A 25,968-nucleotide genomic window follows, 5' to 3' on the forward strand; every position below is an offset into this window, starting at 1 on the left:
CCGGCATTCGCCAAGGTAGCGCCAGTATGTCGGCGGCGGACATCGGCTGTGGTGAAAATACCCCGAACGTCGGGTCAATTCTGTTCGAGGAGGGCAATGGGCGCACATCGGTTTGTGCGGCCTCCTCGTTTGCCCCCGGTTGCCCTCGTTTGCACCCACCGGATCGCGGCCCGATCACGCGTCGGTAAGCTGACGACATGACAGGTCAAGTTCGGACGGTCGACGGCCGTGTCGCCGGCCGGCGCGGGCAGGCGACCCGTAGCAAGTTGCTGGAGTGCCTCGGCGAGATGCTCGACGCCTCGCCGTACCGGGACGTGAAGGTGATCGACGTGGCCCGCCGCGCGGGCACCTCACCCGCCACGTTCTACCAGTACTTCCCGGACGTCGAGGGCGCGGTCCTGGAGCTCGCGGAGCAGATGGCCCGGGAGGGCGCCGGTCTGACGGAGCTGGTGTCCGGCCGCTCGTGGGCCGGCAAGCAGGGGGCGCAGGCCGCGGAGGAACTCGTCGAGGGATTCCTCGGGTTCTGGCGGCGCAACGAGTCGATCCTGCGGGTCGTCGACCTCGGGGCGGCGGAGGGCGACAAGCGGTTCTACAAGATCCGGATGAAGATCCTCAACTCCGTCACCAAGTCCCTGACCGAGTCGATCAAGGAGTTGCAGGCGAAGGGCAGGGTCGACGCGGCCGTGCACCCGGCGGCGGTGGCCGGGTCGCTGGTGGTGATGCTCGCGGGCGCGGCGGCGCACCAGAAGGCGTTCCAGACGTGGGGCGTGCGGCAGGCGGACCTGAAGCCGTCGCTGGCGCTGCTGCTGCACCTCGGGGTGACCGGGCGGAAGCCGCCGAAGCCGACGTGAGCGCGCGCAGCTTAGCCGCTGCTGAATCGTTAGTGCTACGGGCTCCGGAACCCGCCGGGCGGCGACGGCCGCCCTACTACGCTCGCCCGCATGCCACATGACAGTGTCCCTTCAGAGCGACGGGCCCGGCCCGCGGGCGACGGCCGCCCGGTCCTCGTCGTCGGCGCCGGCCCGGCGGGCCTCGCGACGGCCGCCGCGCTGCGCGCCACAGGGACCCGCGCCGTGGTCCTGGAGCGCGGCGCCCGCGTCGGCGACTCGTGGCGCCGCCACTACGACAGGCTGCGGCTGCACACCCCGCGCGGGATCTCGGGCCTGCCGGGGATGCCGATCCCGCGCCGGTACGGGCGGTGGGTGGGGCGCGACGCGATGGCGGCCTACCTGGAGGCGTACGCGGACCACTACGACCTGGAGATCGTGCACAACGTGGAGGTGGCGGGCATCGCCCCCGCCGTCGGCGACGACCCCGGCTGGAAGGTGGCGGCGACCGGCGGCCGCGTCCTCGACGCGCGCCGCGTCGTCGTCGCCACGGGCTACTGCCACACCCCGTACGTACCGGACTGGCCCGGCCGCGAGTCGTACCGCGGCGAACTGCTGCACGCCGCGCACTACCGCAACCCCGCCCCGTACGAGGGCAAGGACGTCCTCGTCGTCGGCGCGGGCAACACCGGCGCCGAGATAGCCGTGGACCTGGCCGACGGCGGCGCGAAGCGGGTGCGGCTGGCCGTACGGACCCTGCCGCACCTCGTGCGCCGGCCGCTGGCCGCCCGCGGCGCGGCGGCCGCCCGCGCCCTCGGCGGGCCGCTCCCCGCCCGGACGGTGGACCGGCTGGCGGCGCGGGTGAGCCGGGCGGCGGTGCCGGACCTCGGCGCGTACGGCCTGCCACGGCCGGCGAGCGGGCTGTACACGCGCGCGCGGGCGGGAGCGGCCCCGATCGTGGACGACGGCCTCATCGCGGCCGTACGGGAACGGCGGGTCGTCCCCGTACCGGCGGTGGCGGGGCTGGACGCGGACGGCGTCCTCCTCGCGGACGGCGAACGGGCGGAGCCGGAGGTGGTCATCGCGGCGACGGGATGGCGGCGCGGGCTGGAGGACGTGGTCGGCGACCTGGACGTGCTGGACGACCGCGGCCTGCCGCGGGCGCGGGGGTGGCGGTCGCCGGAGGGGGCGGCGGGGCTGCACTTCGTGGGGTACGCGGCGCCGGTGAGCGGGAGCCTGCGGGAGATCGGGGCGGAGGCGCGGCAGCTGGCGAAGAACGCCGGCTGAGGGCCGGGGGCGGGAGAACGAGGACGGTGCCCGTCCGACGACTTCCCCTGATGGTCATCGGACGGGCACCGTGTGGGCCGCTTCACCTGACCGGTGTAGATAGCGGCCGACCGCTCGGCCCGGTTTCCCCCTAGAAGCGGGCCTGAAAAGAGAATGGCAGGCACCGGTCAACGTTTGGTCAACGTCGGCGTCAACCCGTCGTTCACCGGTGACGGGAGGCCGGCGGCGTCCGCGGCGCCGCGGCGGGAGCGCCCCGGCACCGCAGGAAAGATTGGCGAGTAATCGCCAGCATTGCGCGGGGACGTCCGGATTCCTTGACCCGCCTCCACCCGCCCGCATACTTTCGCGGCTGTCCGGAGCACTGCGCGCGGGGGGCTGGGAGGACTATCGGTCGTGGACCAGAGGGAGTCGAATCCGTGGGAGACCGCCACGGGAGGGAGCTTACGGGCCCCCGGGGATCCGGACGGAATACCGCTTCTGACCGATCGCGAGCGGCAGACGCTCTTCCTCGTCGGCACGGGCGCGGGAAACCGTCTCATCGCCCGCCGGCTGGGAATCTCGGAACGGACGGTGCGGGCGCACCTCAGCAACGCCGTACGGAAGATCGGAGTCCGTTCGCGCGTGGAGGCGGCGGTCTTCGCCTACGCCTACCTGACCCTCCCCGACCACCCCGACCACCCCGCGCCGCCGGTCGTCGCGGACGCCGCCCGGTGACCGGCCCCTGCGACGGCCAGCGCTGAGGGGCGTACCGATGGCAGCAGAGCCCGTGCGTCCGCCGCACGCGGCCGACGCACCGTCGGGCCACCCGGGCCTGACGATCACCGTCTACCGCGTCTCGCGGACCGGCCACCGCGGCCGCGCGAGCCGTACGACCTACCGGCCCGCCGAAACCGAACCGCTGCCGCCGCCGGAGCCGACGGCGAGCTGGCCGCCGTGCCGCTGCCCGCGCTGCCGCCCGGGGTGAGGCGGGGCGCGGCGGCGGGGCGCGCCGCAGGCGGTGAGGCGCGCCGCGCGGCCGGGGTGGGCCCGTGCCGCGGGTGGGGTGGCGCGCGCCGCGCGGCCGGGACGACGAGGGTGCGGCGGCGGCCGGGGTGACCCGCGCCGCGGGCGGCCCGACCCGCCGTAATCCGCCCCGCCGCCGCGGCCGTTACCCGGCTCAGCGCCGCCCGCCCTCCGCCGCCCCGCCGAGGCACGCCCCCACCAGCCACCCCCGCCGCACCGCCTGCGCCCCGCCCTGGAAGCGGCTCTGCGCGCCGAGGTGGTCCAGCAGCTCCGCCACCCGCCTGCTGTAGGTGCGCGGCGACATGTGCAGGTTGCGGCAGGCGACTGTGTCGGGTGTGCCGCGGGAGAGTTCGGCCAGCACGAGTACCAGGTGCGGCGGCGGGGGCTCGGGCAGCCACCGTACGGACCGGTGGGGGGACCGCTCGTCCGCCGGAGGTGCGTCGACGACGAGACGGAGACCGTGCGCGAGTGCGTCTTTCCGGGGAGTCGTGTCGCTCATGGCGTCCAGCGAAACCGAGGGCCATGGACACCCCGTGGACGGTGCGTCGAAGGCCGTCAATGCGTTGTCAATCGGCCGGTGGCGGGGGTTGTGGGGGGTGGGGCAGACTGGGGGTGCGGGGGTGGACCAGGGGGTTGGGCGATGTCCGAGGGTTTACCCGAGGGGCGGGTGTGGTTCGCGTTGTTGGGCCCGGTGCGGGTCCGGCGCGGTGGGGAGCTGTTGGGTGTGGGTTCTCCTCAGCAGCGGGCGGTGCTGGCTGTGCTTCTGCTGCGGGGTGGTCGGCATGTGGGGGTGGAGGAGCTTGTCGACGCGGTGTGGGGCGAGGACCCGCCGCGCGATGCGGTAGGCACCGTACGTACCTACGTCTCCCGCCTGCGCCGGGCTCTGGGCGCGGACGCCGGTCTGCTGCGGGGTGAGGCGGGCGGCTATGCCGTGGACCTTCGTGGGGGCGCCGAGTTGGACGTGGAGTCGGCGGGGCGTCTGGCGGCCGAGGCGGATGCGGCGGTGGGTGCGGGGGAGTCGGAGCGGGCGCGGGAGCTGCGGGTGCGCGCGCTGGAGTTGTGGGAGGGCGAGCCGCTGGCGGGGTTGCCGGGGCCGTTTGCGGAGCGGCAGCGGACGCGTCTGGCGGAGTGGCGGTTGTCGCTGCTGGAGGGTCGGCTGGAGCTGGATGTCGAGGTCGGGCGGCAGGCGGAGGCGATCTCGGAGCTGACGGCGCTGACGGCGGCGTATCCGCTGCGGGAACGATTCCGCGAGCTGCTGATGCTGGCCCTGTACCGCAGCGGCCGCCAGGCCGAAGCACTGGCGGTGTACACCGACACCCGCCGCCAGCTCACCGACGAACTCGGCGTCGAACCCGGCCCGCAACTCGCCGCCCTCCAGCAGCGCATCCTGCGCAGCAGCGACCAGCCGCCCCCGTCCGCACCCGCCCCGGCCACCGCCGTGGCCCCGGCCCAGCTCCCGGCGACGCTGACGGACTTCACCGGCCGCGCCGCGGTGGTGGAGGAGCTGGGCAAGCAGCTGGTGCAGGCCCCGCACATGGTGATGGCCGTCTCCTCGGTCTCGGGCATCGGCGGCGTCGGCAAGACCACCCTGGCCGTGCACGTCGCCCACGCCGCGCGCGAGGCGTTCCCCGACGGCCAGCTCTACGTCGACCTCCAGGGCGCCGGCGCGTCCCCCGCCGACCCCGCCGGGGTGCTGGGCGCGTTCCTGCGCGCCCTGAACGTCCCGGACTCCGACATCCCCGAAACCCTCACCGAACGCGCCGCCCTCTACCGCTCGGTCCTCGCCGGCCGCCGCGTCCTGACCCTCCTCGACAACGCCCGCGACGCCGCCCAGATCCGCCCCCTCCTGCCCGGCACCGAAGGCTGCGCGGCGCTGATCACCTCCCGGGCCCGTATGGCCCACCTCGTCGGCGCCCACCACGTCGACCTCGACGTCATGGACCCCGACGAGGCGCTGCTGCTGTTCACCCGCATCGTCGGCACAGAACGAGTCGCCCCGTACCGGGCACAGGCCATGGACGTCGTCGCCGCCTGCGGCTTCCTCCCCCTGGCCATCCGCATCGCCGCCTCCCGCCTGGCCGCCCGCCGCACCTGGACCGTCGCCGTCCTGGCGCGCAAACTCTCCGACGAACACCGCCGCCTGGACGAACTCCAAGTCGGCGACCTCGCGGTCAAAGCCACCTTCGAACTCGGCTACGGCCAGCTGGAGCCCGAACAAGCCCGCGCCTTCCGACTCCTCGGCCTCGTCGACAGCCCCGACATCTCCCTCGACGCAGCAGCGGCAATCATCGACCGAACAGAAGACGACACCGAAGAACTCCTGGAAGACCTGGTCGACACCAGCCTCCTCGAATCCGCAGCCCCCGGCCGCTACCGCTACCACGACCTCCTCCGCCTCTTCGCCCGCACCTGCACCGAACGCGAAGAGCCCGCGGCCGAACGCGAGGAAGCCCTGTCACGGCTCCTCGACTTCTACCTCGCCACCGCCGCCCGGGTGTACGAACTGGGCCGCCCCGGCGACACCCTGATCACCCACCTCACCCCGGTCAGCCGCCGCGGCCTGGACTTCGACGACCACCACACCGCACGCGACTGGCTCTTCAGCGAGGTGGAGTGCCTGCTGGCCGCCGCCCGCCAGTTCGCACACGGCGCCTCCCTCCCCCGCACCGTCGACCTGCTCCTCGCGGCGAAGGACCTCGCGGAGTCCGGCCTCTACTCTCCCCGGTTCGTCGGGCTCGCCGCAGCGCTGCTGGAAGCCGCAGAAGAGGCCGGTGACGTCCGCAGCGAGGCACGCGCCCACATGGTCCTGACGGCGGCCCGGGTGTTCACGGGACGGTTCGAATCGGCTTACGAGCATGCGAGTCACGCCTACCGCCTCGCCGGTACCTACGGCGACATCTGGGTGCGCGGCGAGGCCGCGAACGAAGGTGGGCTGGTGGCCTCGATTCTGGAACTCTACGACGAGGCCAGGCAGTACCTGGACGAGGCTTTGGCGGCGTACCGGGAGGACGGGAACATTGACGGCGAGTCCTGCGCGCTGAGCAATCTTGCCCGCATCCACATCGACCTGGGCTCGATTCCCACCGCGATCGAGATGGCGGAACAGACCGTCGAACTCGACCGAAAGGCAAACGCACCGCTCCGCCTGGCATGCAGCAGATACGCCCTGGCCATCGCGCTCAGCTGTGCCGACAGGCACGCGGACGCGCTTGACCAGCTGGGCCTGGCAGTCGCGATCTTCCGAGGGAACCGCATGGACCTGTGGGAAGGGCTGGCCCACTTCCGTTTCGCGCAGGTCCACCTCGCCATGGACGAGCCGGCCCAGGCGGCTTCGTACGCGGAGAAGGCGCTGTCCCGCTTCCGGGGCATCGGCGGCGACTGGCACCGCGGCAGTGCGCTGACCGTCCTCGGCGAGGCCCTCGGCGAACTCGGCCAGCCGGACCGGGCGCGGGCGTGCCTCTCCGAGGCCCGCGAACTCCAGGAGACGGGATCGACGAAGGCGCCGCAGGGATGAGGGGCGCCGCGGGACTGGAGCGTGTCCCGCGGGGGTGGGGTGCCCGGCACCGGCGGGGTCGCTCCCGGAGGGGACGTGCCCTCAAGTGGTCACAACGTGCGGTAACCCGCTTCCCGAACAAGGGCAAATCGCCCATCGAGGCGGAGTTCTGACCAGCAACGGGTGCCCGCAGGCCGGTCGGAGCCGTACCCGGCGTCGTCACCGGCCGGGCCGACCCCGCCGGTGCCGTCTACACCACCCCGCGGGGACACGCTCCAGACCTGCTCGCCCCCTCCTCCGGGGGGCAGCCGGCCGTGATGGTGGCCAGCAGTGCGGTCACTTCGACGGCTTCGGTGGAGTCTGACCTCTGGAAAAGGGTGAGGGCTTCGGTCCAGCACGCGCGTGCGCGGCCTCGCTGGCCCATCGCCAGAAGTGTGCGGCCGAGGAAGGTGAGGACGACGCCGCGGTGCCAGTCGCCGCCGATGCCTTGGAGGCGGGCGAGGGCTTGTTCGGCGAGGGTCGCGGCCTGGGCGGGGCGTTCGGCGGCGAAGGCGGCTTCGGCCATGCGGAAGTGGGTCATGCCGTCCCAGACGTGCATGCGGTTCTCGCGGAAGAGTTTCAGCGCTCCGTCGAGTTGCTTGAGCGCGTCGTCTGGTCGGCCATCCAGGGTGAGGATGATGCCGAGGGCGTACATGCCGTTGGCCATCCGGAAGCCGGAGCCCAGCCTGTGGTGGATCGTCAGAGCCTGCTCAGCGAGTTCTGCCCCGAGCGTGGTCCGGCCGGCGTCGCCGTGCATACGTGACAGGTTCGCCAGGGCACTGGCCTCGCCCAACAGGTTCCCGTCGGCCCGGTAGACGTCGAGAGCGTTCTCGAGGTGGGTCGCGGCATCGGTGGAGCGTCCCTGGATGTCGGCGATGATTCCCCGGTCGGAGGCGGCATGGGCGCGGACGATCGGATCGTCACTTGCGCTAGCCAGCCGCATGGCCGCCGCAGCGTGCTTTTCAGCCTGCTCGAAGCGGCCGGAGTCGATGTGTGAAGCGGACATCACATCGTGCGCCCGGCCCTCGCTGCGGGCGTCGCCCAAGCGCTGTGCGACCTCCAGAAGGTGCGCGGCGATCTGTGCGAACTGGTGGGAGTACGTGCCGGACTCGGCCAGGTCGACGGTCACCATCAGCAGGTCGACGGCGCGAGCGAGCGTGCCCCCGGCTGCGAGTTGGCGTGCGGCGGCCAGCAGGCAGTCCGCCTCGCTCAGGCGCCAGTCCTGTGCGCTGTGGCGGTCGGCGAAGTGCAGGCCCTGGCGGGTCACGGGGGCGAGGTGGGTAGTGAGGTTGTCGCCGGGCCGGTCCAGTTCGTACACCCGGGCGGCGGTGGCGAGGTAGAAGTCCAGCAACTGCGACAGGGCTTCCTCGCACTCGCCCGCCGGCTCTTCGCGTTCGGTGCAGGTGCGGGCGAAGAGGCGGAGGAGGTCGTGGTAGCGGTAGCGGCCGGGGGCGGCGGATTCCAGGAGGCTGGTGTCGACCAGGGTTTCCAGCAGCTCCTCGGTGTCCTCCACTGAGCGGTCGATGATCGCTGCTGCGGCTGTGAGGGAGAGGTCGGGCCCGTGTACGAGGCCGAGGAGGCGGAAGGCGCGGGCTTGTTCGGGCTCCAGTTGGCCGTAGCCGAGTTCGAAGGTGGCTTTGACCGCGAGGTCGCCGACTTGGAGTTCGTCCAGGCGGCGGTGTTCGTCGGAGAGTTTGCGGGCCAGGACCGAGACCGTCCAGGTGCGGCGGGCTGCGAGGCGGGAGGCGGCGATGCGGATGGCCAGGGGGAGGAAGCCGCAGGCGGCGACGACGTCCATGGCCGCGTCGCGTTCCGGGGTCACGCGGCGGGTGCCGACGATCCGGGTGAAGAGCAGGAGGGCTTCGTCGGGGTCCATCACGTCGAGGTCCACGTAATGCGTGCCGGCCAGGTCGGTCATCCGCGCCCGGGAGGTGATCAGCGCCGCGCAACCCTCCGTGCCCGGGAGGAGGGGGCGGATCTGGGCGGCGTCGCGGGCGTTGTCGAGCAGGGCCAGGACCCGGCGACCAGCCAGGACCGTGCGGTAAAGGGCCGCACGTTCCTCCACCGGTTCGGGGATCTCCGCGTCGGGGGTGCCCAGGGACCGTAGGAACGAGCCGAGGACGGCGGCCGGATCGGCCGGGGACGAGCCCGCGCCTTGCAGGTCGACGTAGAGCTGCCCGTCGGGGAACGACTCCCGCGCCGCGTGGGCGACCTGCACGGCCAGGGCGGTCTTGCCTACCCCGCCGATGCCCGAGACCGAGGAGACGGCCATCACCATGTGCGGGGCCTGCTCCAACTGCTTGCCCAACTCCTCGACGAAGGCGCCCCGCCCGGTGAAGTCGGCCAACCGCGCCGGGAGCTGGGCGGGCGAGAGCAGCGTCGCCGTCGTGTCCGCCGGTGGCGCGGGTTGCTCACCTCCGCGCAGGATGCGCTGCTGGAGGGCGGCGAGTTGCGGGCCGGGTTCGACGCCGAGTTCGTCGGTGAGCTGGCGGCGGGTGTCGGTGTACACCGCCAGTGCTTCGGCCTGGCGGCCGCTGCGGTACAGGGCCAGCATCAGCAGCTCGCGGAATCGTTCCCGCAGCGGATACGCCGCCGTCAGCGCCGTCAGCTCCGAGATCGCCTCCGCCTGCCGCCCGACCTCGACATCCAGCTCCAGCCGACCCTCCAGCAGCGACAACCGCCACTCCGCCAGACGCGTCCGCTGCCGCTCCGCAAACGGCCCCGGCAACCCCGCCAGCGGCTCGCCCTCCCACAACTCCAGCGCGCGCACCCGCAGCTCCCGCGCCCGCTCCGACTCCCCCGCACCCACCGCCGCATCCGCCTCGGCCGCCAGACGCCCCGCCGACTCCACGTCCAACTCGGCGCCCCCACGAAGGTCCACGGCATAGCCGCCCGCCTCACCCCGCAGCAGACCGGCGTCCGCGCCCAGAGCCCGGCGCAGGCGGGAGACGTAGGTACGTACGGTGCCTACCGCATCGCGCGGCGGGTCCTCGCCCCACACCGCGTCGACAAGCTCCTCCACCCCCACATGCCGACCACCCCGCAGCAGAAGCACAGCCAGCACCGCCCGCTGCTGAGGAGAACCCACACCCAACAGCTCCCCACCGCGCCGGACCCGCACCGGGCCCAACAACGCGAACCACACCCGCCCCTCGGGTAAACCCTCGGACATCGCCCAACCCCCTGGTCCACCCCCGCACCCCCAGTCTGCCCCACCCCCCACAACCCCCGCCACCAACCCAAACCAAGCCATAAGCAGACTCGTTCAGCCGGGTCCGATGGAGGCTAGGAGCGCGGTGACTTCGGTGGCTTCGGTGGCGTCTGACTTCTGGAGGAGGGCGAGGGCTTCGGTCCAGCAGGCGCGTGCGCGGCCCCGCTGGCCCATCGCCAGGAGTGTGCGGCCGAGGAGGGTGAGGACGACGCCGCGGTGCCAGTCGCCGCCGATGCCGTGGAGTCGGGCGAGGGCTTGTTCGGCGAGGGTTGCGGCCTGGGCAGGGCGTCCGGCGGCGAGGGCGGCCTCGGCCATGCGGTAGTGGGTCAAGCCGTCCCAGAGATGCATGCGATTCTCGCGGAAGATGCTGAGCGCCTGCGTGTGCTGGATCAGCGCGTCCTCATGCCGACCTGCCGCGGTGAGGGCGATCCCCAGTGCGTACATGCAGTTGGCCATCCGGAAGTCTGTGCCGAGCCGTTGGTGGACGGCGATTGCCTGCTCGGCAAGGTCGACAGCGGCCGCGACCTGTCCTGTCGCGCAGTGCAGACGTGAGAGGTTGCTCAGCGCACTGGACTCGCCCTCGACGTTGCCGTCCGCGCGGTAGTGGTCGAGAGCCAGCTCCAGGTGCCCCTTCCCCTGAGCGAAGTGGCCTTGTAGATCAGCGAGGACCCCTCGGAGATTGGACGCCTCAGCGCATACCCACACGTCCCCGTCGGACCGGCTGAGAAGCACCGCCTGCGTTGCGTGCACGTCTGCCTGCTCGAACCGGCCGGCGAAAATGTGCGAAAAGCTCAGCACCAGTTCGGCCCTGCCCTGGCTACGCGTGTGGTCGGCGGCCTGGGCCGCCTTCAGCACGGTCGTGGCCGACCGGATGAACTGCGGTGAGTACGCACCCGACTCCGCCAGGTCTTTGGCCACCAGAAGAAGGTCCACTGTGCGGGCCAGGGTGTCGCCGGTGGCGAGCTGCTGGACGGAGGTCAGCAGACAGTCTGCCTCTGCCGAGAGCCAGTTGCGTGCTGCCTCACGGTCGCCAAGTGGCAGCCCGTTGTGCTCGACGGGCGAGAGATGGCTGGTCAGCGTGTCGCCGGGGCGGATGAGTGCACACGCCTTGGCGGCGGTCGCGAGGTAGAAGTCGAGGAGACGGGAGAGAACGGCTTCGCGTTCGGTCTGGGATTCTTCGCGTTCCGCGCAGGTGCGGGCGAAGAGGCGGAGAAGGTCGTGGTAGCGGTAGCGGCCGGGGGCGGCGGATTCCAGGAGGCTGGTGTCGACCAGGGTTTCCAGCAGTTCCTCGGCGTCGTCCTCTGTATGGCCGAGGATGGCGGCAGCTGCGTCGAGGGAGATGTCGGGTCCGTCGACCAGCCCGAGGAGGCGGAAGGCGCGGGCTTGTTCGGGCTCCAGCTGGCTGTAGCCCAGTTCGAAGGTTGCCTTCACCGCCAGGTCGCCCACCCGGAGTTCGTCCAGTCGGCGGTGTTCGTCCGACAGCTTGCGGGCCAGGACGGACACCGTCCAGGTGCGGCGGGCGGCGAGGCGGGAGGCGGCGATGCGGATGGCCAGGGGGAGAAAGCCGCAGGCGGCGACGACATCCATGGCCGCGTCGCGTTCCGGGGCCACGCGGCGGGTGCCGACGATGCGGGTGAAGAGCAGGAGGGCTTCGTCCGGGGCCATGACGTCGAGGTCGACATGGTGGGCGCCGGCCAGGTCCGCCATTCTCGCCCGGGAGGTGATTAGCGCCGCGCAACCCTCCGTGCCCGGGAGGAGGGGGCGGATCTGGGCGGCGTCGCGGGCGTTGTCGAGCAGGGCCAGGACCCTGCGGCCGGCGAGCACTGAGCGATACAGCGCGGCTCGTTCCTCCACCGGTTCGGGGATTTCCGAGTCCGGGGTGCCCAGGGAACGCAGGAACGAGCCGAGGACGGCGGCCGGATCGGCCGGGGATGGGCCCGCGCCTTGCAGGTCCGCGTACAACTGCCCGTCGGGGAACGCTTCGCGGGCGGCATGGGCGACCTGTACGGCCAGGGCGGTCTTTCCGACGCCGCCGATGCCTGAGACGGAGGAGACGGCCATCACCATGTCCGGGGCCTGCTCCAGTTGCTTGCCCAGCTCGTCGACGAAGGCGTCGCGCCCGGTGAAGTCGGACAGCCGTGCGGGGAGCTGGGCAGGTGACAGCCGTGTGGTGGTGGCTACGGGTGCCACGGGTTGCTCACCTCCCCGGAGGATCCGCTGCTGCAGCTCCGCCAACTTCGGACCGGGCTCGACGCCCAGTTCATCGATCAGAAGCCGCCGGCTGTCGGTGTAGACGGCCAGTGCTTCTGCCTGCCGGCCGCTGCGGGCCAGCGCGAGCATCAGCAGCTCGCGGAACCGTTCGCGCAGCGGGTACGCCGCCGTCAGAGCGGTGAGCTCCGAGATGGCCTCGGCGTGGTCGTGCGCCTCGATGTCGAGCGTCAGCCGGCGTTCCAGTAGCGACAGCCGCCACTCCGTGAGACGCGCGCGTTCCGTTTCGGCGAACGCCCCGGGCAGGCCGGCGAGCGGCTCGCCGTCCCAGAGGCCCAGCGCCTCGCGGAGGAGCGAACGTGTCCTCTCGGTGTCTCCTAGCCGTGCCGCCGCGTCGGCCAGGGCGACGGCCTGTTCGGCGACCTCCGTGTCCGATACGGCGTCCGATACGGCGCCGGCTCCCGGACGCAGTACGTAGCCGCCGGACTGGCCGGTGATGAGGTCCGCGTCCGGGCCGAGAGCCTTGCGTAACCGCGAGACGTAGGTCCGTACCGTCCCGATGGCACCGCGCGGCGGGTCCTCGCCCCAGACGGCGTCGACCAGTTCGTTGGTGGTGGCGTGCTGGCCGGAGGCGAGCAGTAGTGCGGCCAGGACGGTGCGCTGCTGGGGCGGGCCGACGTTGATCGGCGTGGTGCGCCGCCAGGCCGCAACCGGGCCGAGCAGGCTGAAGTACAGCAACTCGCTGGTTTCGCAGGCCTTGTGGGTCGACGGTGCCCCGCGACGCTCGGCCATGCCTGACCCCTCCCGGTCCTTGCAGCACTGTTCGACAGTCTGCCGTGGAGCGCGGTGCGGTGTCCTCAGCACTCAGTGGTGCGGCCGGATACTGACGGTAGGGAGTGGCTGGCAAAGGGCTCACCCGGTGAGGTCGAGACGCAGTTCCGCGTCTGAGGGCGGCTTGGAGGCACGTGAGTTTCGTTCCGAAGCAAAGGAAGGCCCGGCCGCAGCAGTCCCCATCTTGCTGCCGCGACCGGGCCGTCTGGCCCCCCCTCGGGCCGTCGTGAAGCCTCAGGGCTTGGTGTTGCCAAGCGGCTTGAAGTCGCCCGACGAGTCGTCCTCGTCAAGGGCGGGATCGTTGACCTTCGTCCCCGGGTTGCGGGCGAGCTTGTCGTCCTCGGGCGGGGCCGGCTTGGTGTTGCCGAGAACGGTGACCTCGGGCTCCTTCTCGTCCGGCACTGTAAACCCCCTAATTTGGTGACGTGCGTTGAGCGGTTACCCGCCCAGCGATTCCCCCGCGGATCGCCGGACGGGCCCCGCGTAGCCGCTCACCGCTCCGGTGTTGGGACTGCGGCCCGCAGGTCGACCCGTTACTCCCCCGAGCTAACGAGCCGTTGGCTAGGAGAATGACGGGTCGTGATAAACGTTCGATGAACGGCGCTGTTCAGCCGATTATGACGCAGCCGCGACGGTCATCAGTTCCCGCACCTCGGCAGCTTCGTTGGATCCTGCCTTCTCGTGAAGAGACAGCGCTTCCGTCCAGCAGACATGGGCTCGACCGGGCTGGCCGAGCTTCTGCAGGGCACGGCCCAGTACGGTGAGAGCGTTGGCGTGGTGCCAGTCGCCGCCGATGCCCTGCAGCCGCGCCAGAGCTTGCTCGGCCTGGGTCGCGGCCTGGGGGACTTCGTCAGCAGCCAGGTGGACCTGTGCGATCCGAAACAGGGTGAGACCGTCCCAGAGCCGCATCCGGTGAGCACGGAAGATCTCGAGAGCCTCCGTGAGCTGAGTGATGGCATCCTCGTGACGGCCGACCCCGGTCAGCGCGATGCCGAGCGTGTACATGCTGCTGGCCATGCCGAGAGGGGCGTTCGCCTTGCGGAAGATGTCCAGAGCCTGCTCCGCCAGGTTGACTGCGGTGGCCATGGCCCCTGTCTCGGTGTGGCCGCGAGAGAGGTTGTTGAGCGCGCTGGCGGCGCCGTCCAGGTTGCCGTCAGAACGGTAGGCGGCGAGCGCCTGCTCCAAGTAGCCGCCGGCCTCTTCGGTGCGCCCGAGGAAGGATGCGAGGAGGCCGCGGTCGTTCGCCGCCTCTCCGCGCACCCATACGTCGTCGCACGCTTGGCCCAGCAGCATGGCGTGCGTCGCATGCTGGTCGGCGCGCTCGAACCGGCCGGTGAAGATGTGCGCGGACGAGAGCGCCGTGTGGGCCCGACCCTGACTTGAGATGTCGTCGGCTTCCTGTGCCGCCTTGAGTGCCGTCGTGGCTGCACGAACGAACTGCACGGAGTACGCTCCGGACTCGGCTAGATCCTTGGCGGCGAGCAACGTGTCCGCGGTTCGGGCCAAAGTGTCTCCGACCGCGAGCTGAAGGACTACAGCGAGGACGCAACTGGCCTCGGTGAACAACCAGTCCTGCGCAGCCTCACGGTCTTCGAACATCAACCCCTGGTGTGCCACCGGGTTCAGATGCTTGGTCAGCGTGTCGCCGGGGCGGCCCAGTTCGTACACCCGTGCCGCCGTCGCCAGGTAGAAGTCCAGCAGCCGGGACAGCGCTGCTTCCCGCTCGGCCAGCGGCTCCTCGCGCTCCGCGCAGTCGCGGGCGAACAGCCGCACCAGGTCGTGATAGCGATAGCGTCCGGGGGCCGCGGACTCCACGAGGCTGGCGTCCACCAGGGCCTCCAGGAGTTCCTCCGCGTCCTCCGCCGTCCGGTCGACGATCGCCGCCGCCGCCGTGACCGAGATGTCCGGGCCGTCCGCCAGTCCCAGCAGGCGGAACGCGCGGGCCTGTTCCGGCTCCAGCTGGCCGTAGCCCAGTTCGAAGGTGGCCTTCACCGCCAGGTCGCCCACGCGCAGCTCGTCCAGCCGGCGGTGTTCGTCCGACAGCTTCCGTGCCAGCACCGACACCGTCCACGTACGGCGGGCCGCCAGGCGGGAGGCCGCGATGCGGATGGCCAGGGGGAGGAAGCCGCAGGCGGCTACGACGTCCATGGCCGCGTCGCGTTCGAGGTCCACGCGCTCCGCGCCGACGATGCGGGTGAAGAGCAGCAGCGCCTCGTCCGGGGCCATGACGTCGAGGTCGACGTGGTGGGCGCCGGCGAGGTCCGTCATCCTCGTGCGGGACGTGATCAGGGCCGCGCAGCCCTCCGTGCCCGGGAGGAGGGGGCGGATCTGGGCGGCGTCGCGGGCGTTGTCGAGGAGGGTGAGTATGCGGCGGCCGGCGAGGACCGAGCGGTACAGGGCGGCGCGTTCGTCGACCGGCTCGGGGATGTCGGCGTCGGGGGTGCCCAAGGCGCGCAGGAACGCGCCCAGGACGGCGGCGGGTTCCGCCGGGGACGGGCCCGAGCCCTGGAGGTCCGCGTAGAGCTGGCCGTCCGGGAAGGACTCGCGGGCGGCGTGGGCGACGTGGACGGCGAGGGTGGTTTTGCCGACGCCGCCGATGCCCGACACCGACGAGACCGCCATCACCGTGTCCGGCGCGTTCGCCAGCTCCTTGCCCAGTTCCTCCACGACGCCGACGCGGCCCGTGAAGTCCGACACCGTCGCGGGCAGCTGCGCGGGGCGTACGACACGGAAGGGCGCGTCGCCCGCGAGGGACTCGGCCTTGGGCGCGGCCAGTTCCTCGTCGGCCTGGAGGATGCGCTGCTGGAGGTCGGCCAGCTCGGGGCGGGGGTCGACGCCGAGTTCGTCCTGGAGGAGGCGGCGGGTGTCCGCGTACACCGCCAGGGCCTCCGCCTGCCGGCCGCTGCGGTAGAGCGCGAGCATCAGTAGCTCGCGGAACCGTTCCCGCAGCGGGTGGCCCGCCGTGAGCGCGGTCAGCTCCGATACGGCCTCCGCGTGCCGGGCGGCGTCGAGGTCCAGCTCGATGCGGTGCTCCAGCAGGGACAGGCGCAGCTCTTCGAGGCGGTCGCGGTGCCAGTCCGCGTACGGGCCAGGCACGCCGGCGAGCGGCTCGCCGGTGAACTGGGCCACCGCGTTCGTGTAGCACTCGCGGGCCTGGGCGAAGTCGCCCGCCGCGGCGGCGGCCTCGGCGGAGCGTGTCAGCTCCTCGGCCGTCGCGATGTCGACCTCGGTGCCGTGGGCCCGGATCGCGTAGCCGCCGGCCTCGCTGACCAGGGCGTCGGCGCCGAGGGTCTTACGGAGCCGGGAGGCGTACGTCCGCAGCGCGGACAGGGCACGCGGGGGCGGGTCCTCGCCCCAGATGCCGTCGACCAGCTCCTGGGCCGTGGCGGTACGGCCGCCGCGCAGGAGCAGCGCCGCGAGCATCGCGCGCTGCTGGGGCGTACCGACCGGAAGGGACTCTTCGCCGCGCCACGCGCGGACGGGGCCGAGCACGGCGAAGCGCAGCGCACTCGTCTCGTCTTCGTGGGCCATGGCCGCCCCCTCCCCGGTCCCGGTGATTCCAGATAGCCAAGTCTGCCCTGCCGGGGGTGTTTTAGTCAGCAGCGAAAGCGCTCTGGCCGGGCCAATGGCCCAGCAAGTGGACGTTTTTCGGCCTTCGAGAGCACACCCAGCGCAGGGGCGCGGTGTGTGAACCTTGCTGTGCGCCCCCGGATACGCACCCCGGGTGAGCTGACGCGGTGTCAGGACGGGGCGGTGGTGAGCCCGCGCAGAACACCTTGGCGAAGACGATCACGGGGGCCGACCATAGAGGCCAAACATGTCGTCATCGGCAGATCGGCTGAATTTTGTATGTCCGTTGGCTGTACTGCCTGTTCGGGCGGGGCCGCGGCGGGGGTGTCCGAAACGGGGGTGTGGGGGGCCGGGGGTCGTGTAGTGGGGTCACCGGGGTTCGCCGCCCGCTCCGGGACGTACTCCCCGCCCCTCTGACAAACCGCAGGCCACGCGGCTTGTCAGAGGGGCGGCCTACCCTTGGGCGGGAGTGCGGGGGACACGAGCACACGGCGACACCGGGCATGCGGGGACGCGGGCACGGGGCACGGGGCACGTGGCGACCCCCGGACACGGCGACACCAGCGACACCGGCCACGCGGCTACGCCGGCCACGCGGCTACGCCGGCCACACGGCCGCGCCGGGCACGCGGCGACACCGGTGCCCGGCGGGCTGCGTCAGTGGCCCAGCCAGATCGGGTTCGTCATCGCCGCCATCGCCCCCGGCAGCCCTCCCGCCCCGCCGTCCGCCGCCGGATGCCGGACCTCCGCGCGCACGAACGCCGCGTACGACGGCGTCGTACGCCACTCCACCGTCCCCGCTCCGTCCGCCAGCGTCGTCGCGTACAGCTGGCCCTCGTCCGTCATGAAGCGGACCTGCGCCTTCGCCGGGCCGCCGGTCACCTTCAGCCGTACCGTGACCCGCGCGTCCGGCGCCGTCCGCAGCCGCTCGCCTATTCCCGCGTGCTCGCCCCGCGGGCCCGTCGCCGTGAAGTCGACGTCCACGTCCGCCGACTCCGCCAGCCAGCTCCGGCCCGCCCGCAGGCCCGCCAGCACCGCGTGCCGGGACAGGTCGTCGGCCAGTACCACGGTCTGCGGCAGGCCGACGACCTGGCCGTCCCGGTGGGCGTCGCTGTTGCCCACCGCCGGCAGCCAGTCGGTCCATCCGCCGCGGCCCCCGCCTTCGCGGCCTGCCGGCAGCGCGTTGTCCCACGCCGCCACCGCCAGCTCGTCGTCCGTCGTCCACGGCCCGTTCCACACTTCGACCGCGTCCGCGCCCTCGTAGCCGAACTTCCACTGGCAGCCGACGAAGGGGCAGTTGGGGTGCGCCGGTACGACCAGCCCTCCGGCCGCGTGGATCCGTCGCGCATAGCGCGCGTACGCGTCGTCCCGGGCCCGGTAGCGCCAGTCGACGAACATGCCCGGGTCGGTGCCGACGGCCAGGTAGTGCCCGTTGCGCGTGGTGACCTCCTCGCCGCACAGGATGAGCAGGTCGTCGCCCCACAGCCCCTCCCACGCGGCATGGCCGGAGGAGGTGTTGTGCTCGGTCGTCGTGAGGAAGTCCAGCTTCCTCGCCCGGGCCGCCGCAGCGACCTCCGCGGGCGTACGGGCGCCGTCCGAGTGGACGGTGTGCAGGTGGCAGTCCCCGCGGTACCACGCCCGGCCGCGCCCACGCGCCCGCTCCGGCGGGAAGCGGGGCGGGGCGGTCTCGCCCGCCGGGCCGTAGCGCAGGGTGATCGTCACCTCGTAGTCGAGTCCCTGCGGGGCGACGGTGTACGGGCCGAGCACCACGTGCCAGCGGCCCGCCCGCACCGGCCCGGGCAGGTACGCGGGCGTCGTCGCCGCCCGGTCCGCGCTGATCGCGAACTCCGTACGGAAGCCGCCCGACCAGCCGCGGAAGCCCCGGCCCCCGGCGCCCGTGCCGCGCTCGTCGAAGATGCCGATGTCGAGGGCGTTGCCCGTCGTGCCGGCGGGGACGTCGGGGCGGTCGTAGGTGTACGAGACGTGGATCTCGCGCACTCCGCGCGGGACGTCGACGGGCAGGTAGACGTAGTCCGGCGCGCCCGGCTCCAGGTGCCCGGTGACGGTACGGGTGGCCTCGCCGCGGCCGCCGTCGGCGGTCTCGTCGCCGGCTCCGCCGTCCGCCGCGTGCGCGAAGCTGACGGGGGCGAGGGTCACGGCCCCGGCGGTGGCCGCCGAGAGCTTCAGCAGGTCGCGTCTGTCCACGGGTGGGGTCCCTTCGCGTGGGTTCATCGCTGAGACGGTGCTACACGGGTCCTATAGGCGGGTGACGCGGAAGGGAACAGTGCGGAACGCGCGGGTCGTCAGAGCGGTGGACGGTGCGGCCGGGGCCCGCCGTCAGCGGCCGGGCCCGCCACCGCGCTTCCCGCCGCCACGGCCGCGCCCACGCCCGCCAGGCCCACGCCCGCCGCGCCCGCGATCGCGCCCGCGGCGGCGCACGCGGCGCGCGGCGGCCGCGGCGGTGCCGGTCAGCTCTTCGGCCAGGATCCCCAGCATCCAGACGAGGAACAGGCCGCCGACGACCAGCAGCGGCGGCCCCCAGCCGATGTCGCCGTCGCCGTCCCCGCCCGTGGTTCCCGTGCTGCCGGATCCGGAGAACGTCGTCGTCCCCGTCCCCAGCGTCGTCCCCGCCGTCGCCCCCATCGTCGAGCCCGCGTTCATGCCCGGGTCGACGTAGCGCCCGGCGGCGCTGCTCGCGCCGCCGACGGTGCCGCCGGACGACCGCGCCGCCGCGGCCCCCGGCAGCAGGAGCACGCACAACGCGACGGCGCACGACAGCCATAACAGCGGCATCCCGAGCGGATGCCGGCGGACGAGCATCACGAACCTCCCGGGTCGGGGCGGGAAATCGCCACCGGCGGTCACTTCCAGCGTACGGCGGCCACTCGAACGCCGACCGGGGCGACGAGGCCCTCCGGCCACGGCACGGGCCGCCGTCCGGGCTTCCGCCCGCGGCGGGACGCGGGCCCCGCGGACCCGACGCCCGCGTCCGTTTCGCCCGGCACGCGCGCGGGGTCGTACGCCCGCCGCGCCCCGGCACGGCGACCGGTCCCCGTGTCCGACCTGCCTCGTATGCTCGGAAGGATGACGACTCCGCCGCCCGCCCCCACCGCCAACGCCATGCGCCGCGCCCTGAAGCGCGCCCGCGACGGCGTCGCCCTCGACGTCTCCGAGGCCGCCGTCCTCCTCCGGGCCCGCGGCGACGACCTGACCGACCTCTCCGCCTCCGCCGCCCGCGTGCGCGACGCCGGGCTGGCGGCGGCCGGCCGGCCCGGCATCATCACGTACTCCCGCAGCGTCTTCCTCCCGCTGACCCGGCTGTGCCGCGACCGCTGCCACTACTGCACGTTCGTCACCGTCCCCGGCAAGCTCCGGCGCGACGGGCACGGCCTCTTCATGTCCCCCGACGAGGTGCTGGACGTCGCCCGCCGCGGTGCCGCCCTCGGCTGCAAGGAGGCCCTGTTCACCCTCGGCGACCGGCCCGAGGACCGGTGGCCGGAGGCGCGGGAGTGGCTGGAGGCGCACGGGTACGACGACACGCAGGCGTACGTCCGCGCCATGGCCGTCCGCGTGCTGGAGGAGACCGGGCTGCTGCCCCACCTCAACCCGGGCGTCGTGACCTGGGCCGGCTTCCAGCGGCTCAAGCCGGTGTCCGCGTCCATGGGGATGATGCTGGAGACCACCGCCGAGCGGCTGTGGAGCGAGCCGGGCGGGCCGCACCACGGCTCGCCCGACAAGGAGCCGGCGGTACGGCTGCGGGTGCTGGAGGACGCCGGGCGCTCCTCCGTGCCGTTCACCAGCGGGCTGCTCATCGGCATCGGCGAGACGCCGGCCGAGCGCGCCGAGTCGCTGTTCGCGCTGCGCCGCGTGCAGCGCGCGTACCAGGGCCTCCAGGAGGTCATCGTGCAGAACTTCCGCGCCAAGCCGGACACGGCGATGCGCGGCATGCCGGACGCCGAGCTGGACGACCTCGCCGCCACCGTCGCCGTCACCCGCCTCATCCTGGGGCCGGCGATCGGGGTGCAGGCGCCGCCGAACCTCGTGGACGAGGAGTACGGGAAGCTCATCGCGGCCGGCATCGACGACTGGGGCGGGGTGTCGCCGCTGACGCCGGACCACGTCAACCCGGAGCGGCCGTGGCCGCGGCTGGACGAGCTGGCGGAGCGGTCGGCGGCGGCCGGGTTCGAGCTGCGCGAACGGCTCGCGGTCTACCCGGAGTTCGTGCTGCGCGGCGAGCCGTGGCTGGACCCGCGGGTGCGGCCGCACGTCGCCGCGCTGGCCGACCCGGAGACCGGCCTCGCCCGGGACGTACGCCCGCGGGGGCTGCCCTGGCAGGAGCCGGACGGCGGCTTCGCCGCGAGCGGCCGTACGGACCTGCACCGCACCATCGACACCGAGGGGCGTACGGGGGACCGGCGCGCCGACTTCGACGCGGTGTACGGCGACTGGGAGGCGCTGCGGGAGACGGCGCGGGAGCTGGCCGGAGACGGCGGAGGCGGGGGAGAAGACGGGGGCGAGGCCGAAGGAACCGACGCCCCCGCAGCCGCCCCCGACGCCACCGCCCCCGACGCTGCCACCGCCCCCGGCCGCCTCGACCCCGACCTCCGCGCCGCCCTCGCCCGCGCCGCCGACGACCCCACCCGCCTCACCGACCCCCAGGCCCTCGCCCTCCTCAACGCCGACGGCCCCGCCCTCGACGCCCTCTGCCGCATCGCCGACGACCTCCGCCGCGACACCGTCGGCGACGACGTCACGTACATCGTCACCCGCAACATCAACTTCACCAACGTCTGCTACACCGGCTGCCGCTTCTGCGCCTTCGCCCAGCGCCGCACCGACGCCGACGCCTACACCCTCTCCCTCGACCAGGTCGCCGACCGCGCCGCCCAGGCGTGGGACGTCGGCGCCGTCGAGGTGTGCATGCAGGGCGGCATCCACCCCGACCTCCCCGGCACGGCGTACTTCGACATCGCCCGCGCTGTACACGCGCGCGTGCCCGGCATCCACGTGCACGCCTTCTCGCCGATGGAGGTCATGAACGGCGCCGCCCGCACCGGCATGTCCGTACGGGACTGGCTGACCGCCGCCAAGGAGGCCGGGCTCGGCTCCATCCCGGGCACGGCCGCCGAGATCCTCGACGACGAGGTGCGCTGGATCCTCACGAAGGGCAAGCTGCCCGCGGCCGACTGGATCGAGGTCGTCACCACGGCGCACGAGCTGGGCCTGAAGTCCTCCTCCACGATGATGTACGGGCACGTGGACCAGCCCCGGCACTGGCTCGGCCACCTGCGGCTGCTCGCGGAGCTCCAGCAGCGCACCGGCGGCTTCACGGAGTTCGTCACGCTGCCGTTCATCCACACCAACGCGCCCGTCTACCTGGCGGGCATCGCCCGCCCGGGCCCGACGATGCGCGACAACCGCGCGGTCACCGCCATGGCCCGGCTGCTGCTCCACCCGCACCTCACCAACATCCAGACCAGCTGGGTCAAGCTCGGCACCGAGGGCGCGGCGCAGATGCTCCGCTCCGGCGCCAACGACCTGGGCGGCACGCTGATGGAGGAGACCATCTCGCGGATGGCCGGCTCGTCGTACGGGTCGTACCGCTCGGTGAAGGACCTCGTCGCCATCGCCGCCGCCGCGGGCCGCCCGGCGCGGCCGCGGACGACGACGTACGGGGACGTGCCGGAGGAGCGGCGGCGGGCGGCGGAGGCGGCGGACGGGCGGCTGCCGGAGCTGCTGCCGGTGCTGGGGCGGTAGCGGGCGCTACGGGCGGCGCCGGCGATGCCGGTGGTACGGGACGCGCCGGTGGTACGGGACGCGCCGGTGGTACGGGACGCGCCGGTGGTACGGGACGCGCCGGTGGTGCGGGCGGTGCCGGCGGTACGGGCCGGGGCGCGGCCGGAAGCGTTCGGGCCCCGCCCACCCGCGTCCCGGCGCCGCGTCCCACGCTCTAAGCTCGCCCCGGGGGAGGTGGCACCGTGCCCGAAGTGCGTCCGTCCATGCAGGACTTGATCCGCGATCGCCGCCGCTCCGGCTTCGTCGGCCGGCAGCGCGAGATCGCGGCGTTCCGGGACAACTTCCGCTGTCCTCCGGAGGATCCGGCGCACCGCTTCCTCTTCCACATCCACGGTGTCGCCGGCGTCGGCAAGACGTCGCTGCTGCGCCGCCTGCTGCCGCTCGCGGGGGAGGAGGGGGCGCTGACGGCGCAGGTGGACGAGGCGGCGGGCAGCGTGCCCGAGGCGATGGAGGCCGTCAGCGCCCAACTCGCCCGCCAGGGGCACCCGCTGAAGAGCTTCGACCGGCTGCTCCAGCGCTACCGTCAGCGGCGCCACGAGGCGGACTCCGTCGTCGCCGCCTTCGACGGCGCGCAGGCCCAGCAGGCGCAGGCCCAGCACCCGGCCGCCCCGCACGCCGCCGCCCCGCCCGGCGTGCCGCACCCGGCCGCCCCGGCGGACGCGCCCGCCCTCGCCACCCCCGCGCCCGCGGCCCCCGCCCCCTCGCCCGCCGCCGGCATCGCCGCCCAGGCGGGCCTGGCCGGCCTCGGCCTCGTCCCCGGACTGGGCGCCGTCGCCGGCGCCATGGACCCGCAGCAGGTCGCGCAGAGCCTCGACCGCTGGCGCGCCGCGCTCTCCACCCGGCTGCGCAGCCACGACGACGTCCAGCTCGTCCTGTCGCCCCTCCAGGCCCTCACCCCCGCCTTCCTCGACGACCTGCGCGGCGTCGCCACCGCCGCGCCGTGGATCGCGCTGTTCTTCGACACGTACGAGCGCACCGGCCCGGTCCTCGACGCCTGGCTGTACGACGTCATGACCAGCGACCGCTACGGTGCGCTCCCCGCCAACGTCGTCGTCACCCGCGCCGGGCAGCAGCGCCTCGACCCCGCCCGCTGGCCGGCCGGCGGCTTCGCCGCCGAGCTGGAGCTGGAGCTCTTCACCGAGGAGGAGGCGCGCGCCCTCATCGCCGCCAAGGGGGTCGCGGACGCCGGTGTCGTCGACGAGATCCTGCACCTGTCCGGGCGGCTGCCGGTGCTGACCTCCATGCTCGCCGAGACCCCGCCCGCCGCGGGCCCGGGCGGCGGCGACCCCAGCGGCACGGCCGTGGAGCGGTTCCTGAAGTGGGTGGCGGACCCGGTGCAGCGGTCCGCGGCGCTGGCCGCCGCGCTGCCGCCGGCGCTGGACGAGGACGTGTTCCGGGTGGCGGCGGGGCCGGCGGCCGCCGGGCTGTACGGGTGGCTGTGCGGGCTGCCGTTCGTCAGCGACGAGGCCGGCCGGGTGCAGTATCACGGCGTGGTGCGTTCGGCGATGCTCCGGGTGCAGCGCGCCCGGTCGCCGCAGCGGTGGCGCGAGCAGCACCGCGCGCTGGCCGCGGCGCACGCCGGCTGGTGCGCGGAGCTGGCGGAGAGCCTGCCGCCCGGGAGCGATCCGGAGGACCGCTGGCTGGACGAGCGCTGGTTCGGCCACCGCCGCAACGAGACGTACCACCTGCTGTGCGCCGACCCTCAGGGCGCTCTCCCGCGGGCCCGCCGCGACGCCCTCCAGGCCGCCGACGTCGGCCCGGCGGAGGTCCGGCGGTGGGGCCGGACGCTGGAGCAGGCGGGCGCGGACGCGGACAGCGAGGCGGTACGGGACTGGGGCCGGCGGCTGCTGGGGGCGCTGGGGGAGGAGGCGCCCGGGGGGCGGGCGCGGGGCGTGGCCGAGGTCTGCACGTTCCTGCTGCGAGAGGCGGAGCTGACGGAGCCGGAGCAGGTCCTCGCGTACACCCTGCGCGGCCGGGAGCTTCGCAAGCGCGACGAGTTCGACCGGAGCGTGGCGGACTTCGACCGGGCGCTGGCGCTCGACCCGGGGTTCACGCGCGCGTACGCGGGCCGCGGCCAGGCGTACGTCCATCTCAACCGGCTCCAGGAGGCGGAGGCGGACTTCACGCACTGCGTCGAGCACGACCCCGACCGCGCCTGGTCGCTGACCCACCGCGGCCGGGCCCGGCTCAACCTGGAGCGCTTCGACGACGCGAAGGCCGACCTGAACGAGGCGATCGAGCTGGACCCCTCCCCGCTGACCTGGGCCATGCGCGGCGAGGCGTACCGGCTCACCGGGGCCCCGGAACGGGCGCTCGCCGACTTCGACCGGGCCGTCGAGATGACGGACGGCGACTACGCGTACGCCGTGGCCAGCCGCGGCCAGTGCCACGCGAAGCTCGGCCGGCCCGAGGAGGCGCTGGCGGATCTGGACCGGGCGCTGGAGATCGATCCGCAGTGGGCGTGGTGCTGGGGCGAACGCGGCCGGATGCACCAGGAGGCCGAGCGGTACGCGGCGGCCGTCGCGGACTACGACCGCGCGCTGGCGCTGGCGCCGGCCGAGGACTGGGTGTACGCCGCCCGCGGCTACTGCCACCGGCTCCTGGGGCGGCCAGAGGAGGCGCTGGCGGATCTGGAGCGGGCGCTGGAGATCGACCCGCGGTGGGCGTGGTACTGGGCGGAGCGCGGGGAGCTGCACCGCCTCGCCGACCGGACCGGGCAGGCGCTCGCGGACTTCGACCGGGCGGTGGAGCTCCAGGACGACTACGCCTGGGCGATCGCCAGCCGGGGGCAGTGCCTGGTGGAGCAGCGGCGGGTCGACGAGGCGCTGGCCGCCTTCACCCGGGCGCTGGAGATCGACCCGCGGATGCTGTGGGTACGGTCGATGCGCGCCCGGCTGTACCGGATCGCCGACCGCTTCGACGACTCGCTCGCGGACTACGACCGCGCCCTGGAGACCGACGGCACGCTCATCTGGCTGCGGCTCGGCCGGGCCCGCACGCTCAGCCAGACCGGGCGGATCGCGGAGGCCCACGCCGAGGTGGACGTGTGCCTCGCCGAGAGCCCCGACGACGCCGAGGCGCTGGACGTGCGCGGCCAGCTGCTCTTCCTGGAGGAGCGGCGGGAGGAGGCGCTCGCGGTCTTCGCCCGGGCGCTCGCGTCCGATCCCGGCCACGAGTCGGCACACAACCACCGGAGCGCGACGCTCATGCTCCTCGGCCGGTACGAGGAGGCGGCACCGCACGTCGCGGCGGCCCTCGCCGCCGACCCGGACGACGGCTTCAACCAGCTCGACGACGTCCTGCTGGCGCGGCTCACCCGCGGCCCGCAGCCCGCCGAGCGCTGGGCGGCGACGGAGGCGGCGATGCTGGCGGACAGCGTCACCGGCGTGGACCGGGCGGTGGCCCGGCTGTTGTGCCGTACCGGCGCCGGGGACTGGGCCGCCGCCGAGGCGGCGCTCGCGGAGCTGGCGGCCGGGGAGACGTACTGGCTGCTGCTCACGGAGGTACACGGCACGCTGGGCCTGCTGGCCGCCGCCGCCCCGGACACGGCGGCGGCCGACCGGGCCCGTATCGACGGATATCGGCGGGTAATCGGTGATCTGCTCCGCGAACCGCCCCGCGCTTGACGCGGATACGCCCTCCGGCCTCTTGGTTTCCCCGATTACAGTGCTGAGCCGGAACACGTGACGCGAGACCCGACCGAC

General features: G+C 73.5%; 14 protein-coding genes. 7 read left to right on the plus strand and 7 right to left on the minus strand.

Annotated elements, in window-relative coordinates; all coding sequences use genetic code 11:
* Positions 1–197 precede the first annotated feature (197 nt).
* The 4 genes from ACHZ99_RS25815 to ACHZ99_RS25830 all read left to right on the plus strand — a co-directional run bounded on the left by ACHZ99_RS25815 (position 198) and on the right by ACHZ99_RS25830 (position 3,078).
* Positions 198–851: a TetR family transcriptional regulator gene (locus ACHZ99_RS25815; RefSeq protein ID WP_420307135.1), complete on the plus strand. Its 654-nt coding sequence runs from the start codon at positions 198–200 to the stop codon at positions 849–851.
* A gap of 90 nt (positions 852–941) precedes the next feature.
* A complete protein-coding gene (locus ACHZ99_RS25820; protein WP_420307136.1) occupies positions 942–2,114 on the plus strand; it encodes a flavin-containing monooxygenase in 1,173 nt (390 codons plus the stop codon).
* Positions 2,115–2,507: 393 nt separating this feature from the next.
* On the plus strand, positions 2,508–2,828 hold the full coding sequence (locus ACHZ99_RS25825; protein WP_420307137.1) for a response regulator transcription factor: 321 nt from the start codon (positions 2,508–2,510) through the stop codon (positions 2,826–2,828).
* 37 nt (positions 2,829–2,865) lie between these two features.
* Complete coding sequence (locus ACHZ99_RS25830; protein ID WP_420307138.1) at positions 2,866–3,078, plus strand: hypothetical protein; 213 nt, start codon at positions 2,866–2,868, stop codon at positions 3,076–3,078.
* Between the two features lie 192 nt (positions 3,079–3,270).
* Here the strand turns inward: ACHZ99_RS25830 and ACHZ99_RS25835 are convergent, their stop codons facing one another.
* The gene (locus ACHZ99_RS25835) at positions 3,271–3,615 is read right to left on the minus strand and encodes a hypothetical protein (protein WP_420307139.1); all 345 of its coding nucleotides are present in this window, start codon (positions 3,613–3,615) and stop codon (positions 3,271–3,273) included.
* A gap of 141 nt (positions 3,616–3,756) precedes the next feature.
* Between ACHZ99_RS25835 and ACHZ99_RS25840 the strand changes: the two genes are divergently transcribed.
* On the plus strand, positions 3,757–6,630 hold the full coding sequence (locus tag ACHZ99_RS25840) for a BTAD domain-containing putative transcriptional regulator (protein ID WP_420307140.1): 2,874 nt from the start codon (positions 3,757–3,759) through the stop codon (positions 6,628–6,630).
* Between the two features lie 229 nt (positions 6,631–6,859).
* Here ACHZ99_RS25840 and ACHZ99_RS25845 read toward each other — a convergent pair whose 3' ends face one another.
* The 6 genes from ACHZ99_RS25845 to ACHZ99_RS25870 all read right to left on the minus strand — a co-directional run bounded on the left by ACHZ99_RS25845 (position 6,860) and on the right by ACHZ99_RS25870 (position 19,288).
* On the minus strand, positions 6,860–9,820 hold the full coding sequence (locus tag ACHZ99_RS25845; RefSeq protein WP_420307141.1) for a BTAD domain-containing putative transcriptional regulator: 2,961 nt from the start codon (positions 9,818–9,820) through the stop codon (positions 6,860–6,862).
* A 93-nt stretch (positions 9,821–9,913) separates the two neighbouring features.
* Positions 9,914–12,859, minus strand: coding sequence for a BTAD domain-containing putative transcriptional regulator (locus ACHZ99_RS25850; protein WP_420307142.1), 2,946 nt, complete (start codon positions 12,857–12,859; stop codon positions 9,914–9,916).
* Positions 12,860–13,132: 273 nt separating this feature from the next.
* Complete coding sequence (locus ACHZ99_RS25855; protein WP_420307143.1) at positions 13,133–13,300, minus strand: hypothetical protein; 168 nt, start codon at positions 13,298–13,300, stop codon at positions 13,133–13,135.
* Positions 13,301–13,513: 213 nt separating this feature from the next.
* Positions 13,514–16,429, minus strand: a complete 2,916-nt coding sequence (locus ACHZ99_RS25860) for an AfsR/SARP family transcriptional regulator (RefSeq protein WP_420307144.1) — start codon at positions 16,427–16,429, stop codon at positions 13,514–13,516.
* 696 nt (positions 16,430–17,125) lie between these two features.
* Positions 17,126–18,625 (minus strand): CehA/McbA family metallohydrolase, encoded by a 1,500-nt coding sequence (locus tag ACHZ99_RS25865; protein ID WP_420307312.1) that lies wholly within the window; start codon positions 18,623–18,625, stop codon positions 17,126–17,128.
* Between the two features lie 180 nt (positions 18,626–18,805).
* Positions 18,806–19,288, minus strand: coding sequence for a hypothetical protein (locus tag ACHZ99_RS25870; protein ID WP_420307145.1), 483 nt, complete (start codon positions 19,286–19,288; stop codon positions 18,806–18,808).
* 252 nt (positions 19,289–19,540) lie between these two features.
* Here ACHZ99_RS25870 and ACHZ99_RS25875 point away from each other — a divergent pair, with 252 nt between their 5' ends.
* Positions 19,541–22,225, plus strand: a complete 2,685-nt coding sequence (locus ACHZ99_RS25875) for a bifunctional FO biosynthesis protein CofGH (protein WP_420307146.1) — start codon at positions 19,541–19,543, stop codon at positions 22,223–22,225.
* A 242-nt stretch (positions 22,226–22,467) separates the two neighbouring features.
* Positions 22,468–25,890 (plus strand): tetratricopeptide repeat protein, encoded by a 3,423-nt coding sequence (locus ACHZ99_RS25880; RefSeq protein ID WP_420307147.1) that lies wholly within the window; start codon positions 22,468–22,470, stop codon positions 25,888–25,890.
* The last annotated feature ends 78 nt before the right edge of the window (positions 25,891–25,968 follow it).

Source organism: Streptomyces sp. MAR4 CNX-425 (genome assembly GCF_048656465.1).
Taxonomy (GTDB): domain Bacteria; phylum Actinomycetota; class Actinomycetes; order Streptomycetales; family Streptomycetaceae; genus Streptomyces.